The organism is Enterobacter cloacae complex sp. IR5441 (genome assembly GCF_049238215.1).
GTDB lineage: Bacteria > Pseudomonadota > Gammaproteobacteria > Enterobacterales > Enterobacteriaceae > Enterobacter > Enterobacter hormaechei_C.
In genome coordinates this window covers 13,051-25,234 of the sequence record NZ_JBMKIA010000014.1, presented here as the reverse complement: position 1 = coordinate 25,234, position 12,184 = coordinate 13,051, and the positions used below count along the sequence as shown (strand labels likewise).

The following is a 12,184-nucleotide window of genomic DNA, read 5'->3' as shown; positions in this document are numbered from 1 at the left end:
GCGCGTTAGTATACACATTAGTGAAAGCGGCGTGCGGATCAGTTTGCATACGTTGGTCAAATTCTGTATGATTCGCCGCCTTTGGTGTATTTTACGCCAAAGAACTTACATTCAACATCGCGTGGTGTCTGGCGTTAGGGCTGGAAGAGCGACGCGGCCTTAACTGAGGTTCTCCCATGAAAAAAGATATTCACCCGAAATACGAAATGATTACTGCAAACTGCTCTTGCGGTAACTCTATCCAGATCCGCTCTACCGTGGGTCACGATCTGAACCTGGACGTGTGCGGCAAATGCCACCCGTTCTACACTGGTAAGCAGCGTGATGTTGCAACCGGTGGCCGTGTTGACCGCTTCAACAAGCGTTTCAGCATCCCGGGCGCTAAATAAGTTTCCCGAAAAAAAGGCACCGCAAGGTGCCTTTTTTGTATCCGCTTATCAGTATTCCCACGTATCCGGGTCGATACCCAGTTCACGCATGATCACCTTCGCCTCTTCTGGAATTTCGTCACTGCGCTCTTTGCGCAGATCGTCATCGTTCGGCAACGGTTGGCCGGTAAACGCATGCAGGAACGCTTCGCACAGCAGTTCGCTGTTGGTGGCGTGACGCAGGTTGTTCACCTGACGACGCGTACGTTCATCGGTGAGGATCTTCAACACCTTCAGAGGAATGGACACCGTGATTTTCTTGACTTGCTCACTCTTCTTACCGTGCTCAGCGTATGGGCTGATATATTCGCCGCTCCATTCAGCCATGAGATACCTTTAATCCTCTCAGTCATTAATCTAAAGGTGCAAAACCGGTAACCATCAGTTTTGAACCGTAATCTTGCGTAGTTTACCGTAGAGACGATACCGAGGCACGGATATTGCCGCTGTAGCGTGTCCTAAAGCATATAATTTTAACGGCTATTTGCACATTGCTCAATCTATACGCAAAGAAGTTTAGATGTCCAGATGTATTGACGTCCATACTTTCAATGTTTACTCTGGTGCCTGACTTTTCACCTCATTCGCCAGGAAGCCTCACCATGACGCGTAAACAGGCCACCATCGCAGTGCGTAGCGGATTGAATGATGACGAGCAGTACGGCTGCGTTGTCCCGCCAATTCATCTCTCCAGCACCTATAATTTCACCGGATTTAATGAACCCCGCGCGCATGACTACTCGCGTCGCGGCAATCCTACGCGTGACGTCACGCAGCGCGCGCTGGCGGAACTGGAAGGCGGCGCGGGTGCGGTATTAACCAATACCGGCATGTCTGCCATTCACCTGGTGACTACGGTGTTCCTGAAACCTGGCGATCTGCTGGTGGCGCCGCACGACTGTTATGGCGGCAGCTATCGTCTGTTTGATAGCCTGGCGAAACGTGGCTGCTACCGTGTGCTGTTTGTCGATCAAAACGACGAACAGGCGCTGAAACAGGCGCTTGCCGAGCAGCCGAAGCTGGTGCTGGTGGAAAGTCCAAGCAATCCATTGTTGCGCGTAGTCGATATTGCGAAAATTTGTCAGCTCGCAAGGGATGCGGGAGCGATAAGTGTAGTGGATAATACGTTCCTCAGTCCGGCCCTTCAGAACCCACTGGCACTGGGTGCCGATCTGGTGTTGCATTCATGCACTAAATATCTGAACGGCCATTCTGACGTGGTGGCGGGCGTGGTGATTGCCAAAGATCCTGACGTTGTCACCGAACTGGCATGGTGGGCCAATAACATTGGCGTCACCGCGGGCGCGTTCGACAGCTATTTGCTGCTGCGCGGTATCCGCACGCTGTCTCCGCGTATGGACGTGGCGCAGCGTAATGCCCAGGCGATCGTGGATTTCCTGAAAACCCAGCCGCTGGTGAAGAAGCTTTATCACCCGTCGCTGCCGGAAAACCAGGGGCACGAGATTGCCGCGCGCCAACAGAAAGGATTTGGCGCGATGTTAAGTTTTGAACTGGACGGTGACGAGCAAACGCTGCGTCGCTTCCTGAGCGGGTTGTCATTGTTTACGCTGGCGGAATCCTTAGGGGGAGTAGAAAGCTTGATCTCCCACGCCGCAACCATGACGCACGCAGGTATGGCACCCGAAGCACGTGCCGCCGCCGGGATTTCCGAGACGCTGCTGCGTATCTCGACCGGTATTGAAGATTCTGAAGATTTAATTGCCGATCTGGAAAATGGCTTCCGGGTCGCAGCCAAGGGGTAATCATGAGTGTGATAGCGCAGGCAGGGACGAAGGGTCGTCAGCTGCACAAGTTTGGTGGTAGTAGTCTTGCTGATGTGAAATGTTATCTGCGTGTCGCAGGGATCATGACCGAGTATTCACAGCCGGGGGACATGATGGTTGTCTCTGCGGCGGGCAGCACCACCAATCAGTTGATTAGCTGGCTGAAACTGAGCCAGACCGATCGCCTCTCTGCGCATCAGGTGCAACAGTCCTTACGTCGTTACCAGAGCGAACTGATTGCCGGTTTGCTGCCTGCGGACGTGGCGGACGGGCTGATTAGCGCTTTTACGCACGACCTTGAGCGTCTGGCCGCTCTGCTGGACAGTGGCATTACCGATGCAGTGTATGCGGAAGTGGTTGGCCATGGTGAAGTATGGTCTGCGCGCCTGATGGCCGCCGTGCTGCAACATCTTGGTGTGGAAGCCGCCTGGCTTGACGCGCGTGATTTCCTGCGTGCCGAACGTGCCGCACAGCCGCAGGTGGACGAAGGATTGTCTTACCCGCTGCTGCAACAGCTGCTGGTGCAACATCCTGGTAAACGTATTGTCGTCACCGGTTTTATCAGCCGCAGCAATGCCGGCGAAACCGTTCTGCTGGGCCGTAACGGCTCTGACTACTCGGCAACGCAGATTGGCGCCCTGGCGGGCGTGTCCCGCGTCACCATCTGGAGCGACGTGGCCGGTGTCTACAGCGCGGACCCGCGCAAAGTAAAAGATGCCTGCCTGCTGCCGCTGCTGCGTCTCGACGAAGCGAGCGAACTGGCGCGTCTGGCGGCCCCGGTGCTGCACGCGCGCACGCTACAGCCGGTTTCCGGCAGCGACATCGACCTGCAACTACGCTGTAGCTACACGCCGGATCAGGGTTCCACCCGCATTGAACGCGTGCTGGCATCCGGTACGGGCGCGCGCATTGTCACCAGCCATGATGACATCTGCCTGATTGAGTTCCAGGTGCCTGCGGGCCAGGATTTCAAACTGGCACACAAAGATATCGACACCATCCTGAAACGTGCCCAGGTGCGTCCGCTGGCCGTTGGCGTACATAACGATCGTCAGCTGTTGCAGTTCTGCTATACCGCTGAAGTGGTGGACAGCGCCCTGAAAATTCTGGATGAAGCGGGCCTGCCGGGCGAGCTTCGCCTGCGTCAGGGGCTGGCGCTGGTGGCGATGGTGGGCGCGGGCGTCACCCGTAACCCGCTCCACTGCCACCGCTTCTGGCAGCAACTGAAAGGTCAGCCGGTGGAGTTCACCTGGCAGTCGGAAGAGGGCATCAGTCTGGTTGCCGTGCTGCGTAAAGGGCCAACCGAAAGCCTGATTCAGGGTCTGCACACCTCCCTGTTCCGCGCGGAAAAACGCATCGGCCTGGTACTGTTCGGGAAAGGGAACATCGGTTCCCGCTGGCTGGAGCTGTTCGCCCGCGAGCAGGTAACGCTTTCGGCGCGTACCGGGTTTGAATTTATTCTGGCAGGGGTGGTGGACAGCCGCCGCAGCCTGCTGAACTACGAAGGGCTGGACGCCAGCCGGGCGCTGGCCTTCTTTAACGATGAAGCGGTTGAGCAGGATGAAGAGTCGCTGTTCCTGTGGATGCGCGCGCACCCGTACGACGATCTGGTGGTGCTGGATGTGACCGCCAGCGAACAGCTGGCCGATCAGTATCTGGATTTCGCCAGCCACGGTTTCCACGTCATCAGCGCCAACAAACTGGCGGGCGCGAGCAGCACTGATAAATACCGTCAGATCCATGACGCATTCGAAAAAACGGGCCGTCACTGGCTGTATAACGCCACCGTTGGCGCGGGCCTGCCAGTGAACCATACCGTGCGCGACCTGATTGAAAGCGGCGACAGCATTCTGGCGCTGAGCGGGATCTTCTCCGGCACGCTCTCCTGGCTGTTTTTGCAGTTTGACGGCACCGTTCCGTTCACCGACCTGGTGGATCAGGCGTGGCAGCAGGGCTTAACCGAGCCGGATCCGCGCGTTGACCTTGCCGGTAAAGATGTGATGCGTAAGCTGGTGATCCTGGCGCGTGAAGCCGGCTACGACATTGAGCCGGGTCAGGTACGCGTCGAGTCTCTGGTGCCTGCGGGCTGCGAGGAAGGGTCCGTCGATCACTTCTTCGAGAACGGTGACGAGCTGAACGAGCAGATGGTGCAACGTCTGGAAGCGGCTAACGAGATGGGCCTGGTGCTGCGTTACGTGGCGCGTTTCGAGGCGAACGGTAAAGCGCGCGTGGGCGTGGAGGCGGTGCGTCCTGAACATCCGCTGGCGGCGCTCCTGCCGTGCGACAACGTCTTCGCCATCGAAAGCCGCTGGTATCGCGATAACCCGCTGGTGATCCGTGGCCCGGGCGCGGGACGTGATGTCACCGCCGGAGCCATTCAGTCTGATATTAATCGTCTGGCTAAGCTGCTGTAACCCCTCACCCTAACCCTCTCCCCAATGGGGAGAGGGCGTGCTTCTCACCCCCATCATGAACGCCCTTCATCTTTCCTGAACAAACCTCACCGTTAATGTTGATTATTTCTGTTGACGTCATCCCGCTTTTCCGTCATTTTTACATCTGGACGTCTAAACGTATAGAAGTTCACAACACAACAAACAACGACACGCGAAAGATAGAGGTAAGGTATGAGCTTTTTTCACGCCAACCAGCGGGAAGCCCTGAATCAGAGCCTGGCCGAAGTAAACGGCCAGATTAACGTCTCTTTTGAATTTTTCCCGCCGCGCACCAGTGAAATGGAGCAAACCCTGTGGAGCTCTATCGATCGTCTGAGCAGCCTCAAGCCGAAGTTCGTCTCCGTGACCTACGGCGCCAACTCCGGTGAGCGTGACCGCACGCACAGCATCATTAAGGGCATTAAAGATCGAACCGGTCTGGAAGCGGCACCGCACCTGACCTGTATCGACGCCACCCGTGATGAATTGCGCGCCATTGCCCAGGACTACTGGAATAACGGCATTCGCCACATTGTGGCCCTGCGCGGCGACCTCCCGCCAGGCAGCGGCAAGCCGGAGATGTATGCCACCGATCTGGTCGGGCTGCTGAAAGACGTTGCCGACTTTGATATCTCCGTGGCCGCCTACCCTGAAGTTCACCCGGAAGCCAAAAGCGCCCAGGCGGATCTGCTCAACCTGAAGCGTAAAGTGGAGGCCGGTGCTAACCGCGCGATTACTCAGTTCTTCTTTGACGTGGGAAGCTACCTGCGCTTTCGCGACCGCTGCGTCTCGGCGGGTATTGATGTCGAAATCATTCCTGGCATTCTGCCGGTCTCGAACTTCAAACAGGCGAAGAAATTCGCAGATATGACCAACGTGCGCATTCCGCTGTGGATGTCCAAAATGTACGAAGGGCTGGACGACGATCCGGAAACCCGTAAGCTGGTGGGGGCCAATATCGCGATGGACATGGTGAAGATTTTAAGTCGCGAAGGGGTGAAAGATTTCCATTTCTATACCCTGAACCGCGCGGAAATGAGCTACGCCATTTGCCATACGCTCGGTGTTCGCCCGGCGCTGTAAAGTAAAAAACCCTCATAAAATGAGGGTTTTTTAATCGAACGGAGAGTTAAAAGGTATTAGCTATCGAATCTGTGGATTAATTCAACTATCTCTTATCGCTAGTGGTGTATATCGTAACGGTAACACTGTAAAGGGAGCATAGCGATGAGCATGTCAGACGAGACCAATAACGCGGCATCCGCCGGCAAATGTCCGTTCCACCAGGGCGGCGTCGATCATAGCGCGGGTGCAGGTACCGGCAGCAAAGAATGGTGGCCTAAACAACTTCGCATCGATCTACTTAATCAACACTCCAGCCGTTCTAACCCTCTGGGTGAAGACTTCGACTACCGCAAAGAATTCAGCAAGCTCGACTATTCCGCCCTTAAGGGCGATCTCAAAGCACTGTTAACCGACTCACAACCGTGGTGGCCTGCCGACTGGGGCAGCTATGCGGGCCTGTTTATCCGTATGGCCTGGCACGGTGCGGGTACCTATCGCTCCGTTGACGGTCGCGGCGGCGCCGGACGCGGTCAGCAACGCTTTGCACCGCTGAACTCCTGGCCGGATAACGTCAGCCTGGATAAGGCTCGCCGCCTGCTGTGGCCAATTAAGCAAAAATACGGACAAAAAATCTCCTGGGCTGACCTCTTTATCCTCGCGGGTAACGTGGCGCTGGAGAACTCCGGCTTCCGCACCTTTGGTTTCGGTGCCGGGCGTGAAGACGTCTGGGAACCGGATCTGGACGTGAACTGGGGCGATGAAAAAGCCTGGCTGACCCACCGTGACCCGGAAGCGCTGGCGAAGCGCCCGCTGGCGGCCACCGAAATGGGTCTGATTTATGTGAACCCGGAAGGGCCAAACGCCAGCGGTGAACCGCTGTCTGCGGCGGCGGCGATCCGCGCTACCTTTGGCAACATGGGCATGAATGACGAAGAGACCGTCGCGCTGATTGCGGGCGGCCATACGCTCGGTAAAACGCACGGCGCAGGTGAAGCCACGCACGTGGGCACTGACCCGGAAGCGTCGCCGATTGAAGCGCAGGGCCTGGGCTGGGCCAGCACGCACGGCACCGGTATTGGCGCTGACGCCATCACCTCCGGGCTGGAAGTTATCTGGTCTCAAACCCCGACCCAGTGGAGCAATTACTTCTTCGAGAACCTGTTCAAATACGAATGGGTGCAGACGCGTAGCCCGGCGGGCGCCATTCAGTTCGAAGCCGTGGATGCGCCGGAAATTATGCCTGACCCGTTCGACCCGTCGAAAAAACGCAAGCCAACCATGCTGGTCACCGATCTGACGCTGCGTTTTGATCCGGAATTCGAGAAAATTTCCCGTCGCTTCCTGAACGATCCGCAGGCCTTCAACGAAGCCTTTGCGCGCGCGTGGTTCAAGCTGACCCACCGCGATATGGGGCCAAAAGCGCGGTACATCGGCCCGGAAGTACCGAAAGAAGATCTGATTTGGCAGGATCCGCTGCCTCAACCGGTGTTCCATCCGACGCAGGAAGATATTGAAAGCCTGAAAGCGGAAATCGCGGCCTCTGGTCTCTCCGTGAGCGAGCTGGTTTCCGTGGCCTGGGCGTCGGCATCGACCTTCCGCGGCGGCGACAAGCGTGGCGGCGCTAACGGCGCGCGTCTGGCGCTGGCGCCTCAGCGCGACTGGGATGTGAACGCCGCGGCGGTGCGGGCGTTACCGGCTCTGGAAGCAATCCAGCGCACCACTAATAAAGCCTCACTGGCCGATATCATCGTGCTGGCGGGTGTTGTGGGCGTTGAGCAGGCGGCGAAAGCGGCTGGCGTTTACGTTAACGTACCGTTTACCCCAGGCCGCGTGGATGCGCGTCAGGACCAGACGGATATCGAGATGTTCAACCTGCTCGAACCGGTTGCCGACGGTTTCCGTAACTATCGCGCACAGGTGGATGTGTCCACCACGGAGTCGCTGCTGATCGACAAAGCCCAGCAGCTGACCCTGACCGCGCCGGAACTGACGGTGCTGATCGGCGGTTTGCGCGTACTGGGTGCAAACTTCGATGGCAGCAAGAATGGCGTGTTTACCAACCGCGAGGGCGTGCTGAGCAACGACTTCTTCGTTAATCTGCTGGATATGAACACCCAGTGGAAAGCGACCGACGACTCAAACGAGCTGTTTGCCGGTAGCGATCACGCCAGCGGGGAAGTGAAATACACCGCGACCCGCGCCGATCTGGTCTTCGGTTCAAACGCCGTCCTGCGTGCGCTGGCCGAAGTTTACGCCAGCAGTGATGCACACGAGAAGTTCGTCCGTGATTTTGTTGCCGCGTGGGCGCGAGTGATGGATTTGGACCGGTTTGATGTGAAGTAACCCATGTGCCGGGTGGCGGCTACGCCTTACCCGGCCTACAAATTAAAGTGCCATGTAGGCCGGGTAAGCGCAGCGCCACCCGGCTTTTTTCGTTACTCCCACTCCTGCAAGAATCGCTGTCCGTACTGGTCCGCCACCAGCAGCGCCGCATAGACCTGATCCGGCGTTACGCCGCCAGGCATGTTGTGAATGGTTTCCCCTTCGGCACAGGACGCCTCCGCGATCAGCCGCATTTTGGCCGGAATATCCTCTTTGATATTCAGCTGCGCCAGCGTGATCGGCAGCCCAACACTGTGGCAAAGCGCGGCGACGGTCTCAATTTCTTCAACCGGCGCGTTCTCCAGTACCAGTTGCGTCAGCGTGCCGAACGCGACCTTTTCACCATGGTAGAAATGATGCGCATCCGGCACCGCCGTCATGCCGTTGTGAATGGCATGCGCCGCCGCCAGCCCGCCGCTTTCAAAGCCCACGCCGCTGAGATAGGTGTTGGCTTCGATAATGCGTTCCAGAGCCGGTGTGACCACGTGCTGTTCCGCCGCCAGCATCGCTTTCTCGCCCTCTTCAACCAGCGTGTTGTAGCACAACTCTGCCAGCGCTAACGCTGCCTGCGTGCACTTGCCGCCCGCCATGGTCGTCGCGCCGCTACGTGAGCAGGCACGCGCTTCAAACCAGGTTGCCAGGGCATCGCCAATCCCGGCGGCCAGCAGGCGTGCAGGTGCGCCCGCCACCACTTTGGTATCGACAATCACCATGTTCGGGTTGTGCGGCAGCATCAGGTAGCGATCGAACTCGCCGCTGTCGGTATAAATCACGGAGAGGGCGCTGCACGGCGCATCGGTGGAGGCAATGGTCGGGGCAATGGCCACCGGCACGTCCATAAAGTGGGCCAGCGCTTTAGCGGTATCCAGCGTTTTTCCGCCGCCGATACCCAGCACCGCCAGGCAGTCGGCGCTGTCGGCCAGCTTTTTCAGGCGATCGATTTCATTTTGCGAACATTCGCCGCCAAACGGTGCAATTTCGGCATGGAGTCCGGCTTTTTTAAAACTCTGGCGCAGGGTTTCTTCAGCAAAACCCAGCACAAATTTATCGCCCACCACCAGCCAGCGATTTGCCAGCGGCTTCAGGTAGTCGCCGAGGCGAGTGAGAACATCTGCGCCCTGGATGTATTTTCCCGGGGATTGAATGACACGGTCCATAACATTACTCCCTTAGTGTTTGAGGTAAATTCTGTCCTGTTCGAACTGCACTAAGAGTGACTCTACTCCCGGCGTGCCGGTCATTTGTTGCGCTACGTCTAAGGGAAACGTGATTGCCTTACCGGTGGCAAAGATTGAGGAGGAGATCAGGGAAGGGGGAAGATCGAGAAGTGCCCGGCAAGCGTAGCGCTGCCGGGCACTGAGCATTAACCGGTGTTGCGCATACCTGCCGCAACGCCTGCTATCGTTACCATCAGCGCCTGTTCAACGCGCGGATCCGGCTCTTTACCTTCCTCCTCCGCCAGACGCGAACGGTGCAGCAGTTCAGCCTGTAAAACGTTCAGCGGGTCGGTGTAGATGTTACGCAGCTGGATAGACTCGGCGATCCACGGCAGGTCTTCCATCAGGTGGGAGTCATTAGCGATATCCAGCACCACTTTAATATCGCCTTCAAGCAGCTCGCGCAGCTCTTTACCCAGCGCCCACAGCTCTGGTTTCACCAGACGCTGATCGTAGTATTCCGCCAGCCACAGATCGGCTTTCGAGAAGACCATCTCCAGCATGCCCAGACGGGTAGAGAAGAATGGCCAGTCGCGGCACATGGTTTCCAGTTCGCTCTGCTTTCCGTCTTCCACCACTTTTTGCAGCGCCGCACCGGCACCCAGCCAGGCCGGCAGCATCAGACGGTTTTGCGTCCAGGCGAAGATCCACGGAATGGCGCGCAGCGATTCAACGCCGCCGGTCGGGCGACGCTTGGCCGGGCGCGAACCCAGAGGCAGTTTACCCAGCTCCTGCTCAGGCGTTGCTGAGCGGAAGTAAGGCACAAAGTCTTTGTTTTCACGCACGTAGCCGCGATAGAGGTCGCAGGAGATGTCAGACAGCTCGTCCATGATCCGGCACCAGGACTCTTTTGGCTCCGGCGGCGGCAGCAGGTTGGCTTCCAGGATCGCACTGGTATAGAGCGACAGGCTGCTGATGGTCACTTCCGGCAGGCCGTACTTGAAGCGGATCATCTCACCCTGCTCGGTCACGCGCAGGCCGCCTTTCAGGCTTCCTGGTGGTTGAGAGAGCAGCGCTGCGTGTGCAGGCGCACCGCCACGACCAATGGAGCCGCCGCGTCCGTGGAACAGGGTCAGTTCAATACCGGCTTTTTCGCAGGTTTTGATTAGCGCATCCTGCGCCTGATACTGCGCCCAGGAGGCTGCCATCACGCCCGCATCTTTCGCGGAGTCGGAATAGCCAATCATCACCATCTGTTTGCCCTGAATAAAGCCGCGATACCAGTCGATGTTCAGCAACTGGGTCATCACGTCGTTAGCGTTGTTCAGGTCGTCGAGGGTCTCAAACAGCGGGGCCACTGGCAGAGCATAGTCAATGCCCGCTTCTTTCAGCAGAAGGTGAACGCCCAGCACGTCGGACGGGGTCTTCGCCATGGAGATCACATAGGCGGCCACCGATCCTTTCGGCGCATCCACGATCGCTTTACAGGTGTTGAGCACTTCGCGGGTGTCGTTGCTTGGCTCCCAGTTGCGCGGCAGCAGCGGGCGCTTGGAGTTCAGCTCGCGGATCAGGAACGCCTGTTTGTCGGCTTCTGACCAGCTTTCATAGTCGCCGATGCCGAGGTAGCGGGTCAGCTCGCCCAGTGCTTCGGTATGACGGGTACTTTCCTGACGAACGTCGATACGCACCAGCGGCACGCCGAAACACTTCACGCGGCGCAGGGTGTCGAGCAGTTCGCCGTTGGCAATGATGCCCATCCCACAGGCCTGGAGCGATTTATAGCAGGCGTACAGCGGCTCCCAGAGCTGTTCGTTCTGGCTCAGCAGACCTTCCGGCTTCGGCAGGCGCTGGCCTTTAAGGCGCGCTTCCAGCCAGGCCTGAGTGGCCATCAGCTGACCGCGCAGTTTTTTCATCAGGAAACGGTACGGTTCGCTGGCGCCTTCTTCACCGGCCAGCGCGCGCAGTTCCGGCGTCGCTTCCACCATCGACAGCTCGGAGATCAGCACCTGAATATCTTTCAGGAACAGGTCGGTCGCTTTCCAGCGGCTCAGCAGCAGGACGTGGCGGGTGATTTCCGCCGTCACGTTCGGGTTGCCGTCGCGGTCGCCGCCCATCCAGGAGGTGAAGCGCACCGGAACAAAATCAACCGGCAGGCGGTAGCCCAGGTTCTCTTCCAGCTGTTCGTTCAGCTCGCGCAGGTAGTTGGGGACCCCTTCCCACAGGCTGTTTTCCACCACCGCAAAGCCCCATTTGGCTTCGTCGATCGGGCTTGGGCGATGCTTACGAATTTCATCCGTGTGCCAGGACTGGGCAATCAGCTGGCGCAGACGGCGCATAAGCTGGTTACGTTCGTAGTCGGCAATGTCTTTGTTATCCAGTTGCTTCAGACAGTTGTTCACTTCCACCATTTTGTGGATCAGCGTACGACGGGTGATTTCGGTTGGGTGTGCGGTCAGCACCAGCTCCAGCGAAAGGGATTCTACCGCTTTTTTGATGGTCGCTTCGTTGAGGTCGGGCTGGTTTTTGAGTTTACGAAGGGTGCGGGCAATGACTTCCGGGTTGCTGGCCGCTTCGCCTTTTGGCGAAATGCTGTGGTATTGCTCAGCGGTGTTTGCCAGGTTCAGGAACTGGCTGAAGGCGCGGGCAACGGGCAGCAGCTCATCGTTGGAGAGGTTCTGCAAGGTGGTGAGCAGCTCCTGACGATTGGCCTCGTTACCGGCGCGGGAAGATTTGGACAGCTTGCGGATGGTTTCAACGCGGTCGAGGATGTTCTCCCCCAGTGCGTCTTTGATGGTATCTCCAAGCACTTTGCCGAGCATACTGACATTACTACGCAACGCGGAATATTGTTCGTTCATAAAAACCCAGTCACCCCATCATTTTTGTTTATGCCCATGCGAAAATCTTCTGGACATTATTTTGTCATCTCCCTT

8 protein-coding genes are annotated in these 12,184 nt (G+C 57.7%); 5 read left to right on the top strand and 3 right to left on the bottom strand.

The genetic code is table 11. The features are described from left to right. Positions 1-176: 176 nt before the first annotated feature. The gene (rpmE, locus tag ACOTX5_RS15825; protein WP_003862040.1) at positions 177-389 is read left to right on the top strand and encodes a 50S ribosomal protein L31; all 213 of its coding nucleotides are present in this window, start codon (positions 177-179) and stop codon (positions 387-389) included. 48 nt (positions 390-437) lie between these two features. On the opposite strand, the gene metJ is transcribed toward rpmE, so the two are convergent. Further along, a complete protein-coding gene (metJ, locus tag ACOTX5_RS15820; RefSeq protein ID WP_006179183.1) occupies positions 438-755 on the bottom strand; it encodes a met regulon transcriptional regulator MetJ in 318 nt (105 codons plus the stop codon). Positions 756-1,030: 275 nt separating this feature from the next. Here metJ and metB point away from each other — a divergent pair, with 275 nt between their 5' ends. From metB to katG, 4 genes are all read left to right on the top strand, one after another. Next, entirely contained in the window at positions 1,031-2,191 is a 1,161-nt protein-coding gene (gene metB, locus ACOTX5_RS15815) for a cystathionine gamma-synthase (protein ID WP_017383102.1), read from the top strand. Positions 2,192-2,193: 2 nt separating this feature from the next. Continuing rightward, the gene (locus tag ACOTX5_RS15810; protein WP_017383103.1) at positions 2,194-4,626 is read left to right on the top strand and encodes a bifunctional aspartate kinase/homoserine dehydrogenase II; all 2,433 of its coding nucleotides are present in this window, start codon (positions 2,194-2,196) and stop codon (positions 4,624-4,626) included. Positions 4,627-4,839: 213 nt separating this feature from the next. Next, positions 4,840-5,730, top strand: coding sequence for a methylenetetrahydrofolate reductase (gene metF / locus ACOTX5_RS15805; RefSeq protein WP_059452890.1), 891 nt, complete (start codon positions 4,840-4,842; stop codon positions 5,728-5,730). Positions 5,731-5,874: 144 nt separating this feature from the next. After that, complete coding sequence (gene katG / locus ACOTX5_RS15800) at positions 5,875-8,055, top strand: catalase/peroxidase HPI (protein WP_045911402.1); 2,181 nt, start codon at positions 5,875-5,877, stop codon at positions 8,053-8,055. Between the two features lie 92 nt (positions 8,056-8,147). Here the strand turns inward: katG and gldA are convergent, their stop codons facing one another. Further along, positions 8,148-9,251 carry a bifunctional L-1,2-propanediol dehydrogenase/glycerol dehydrogenase gene (gldA, locus tag ACOTX5_RS15795; protein ID WP_003862047.1) on the bottom strand — a complete coding sequence of 368 codons (1,104 nt, stop codon included), beginning with the start codon at positions 9,249-9,251 and terminating at the stop codon, positions 8,148-8,150. 206 nt (positions 9,252-9,457) lie between these two features. Continuing rightward, positions 9,458-12,109 (bottom strand): phosphoenolpyruvate carboxylase, encoded by a 2,652-nt coding sequence (ppc, locus tag ACOTX5_RS15790; RefSeq protein WP_047726772.1) that lies wholly within the window; start codon positions 12,107-12,109, stop codon positions 9,458-9,460. Positions 12,110-12,184 lie beyond the last annotated feature (75 nt).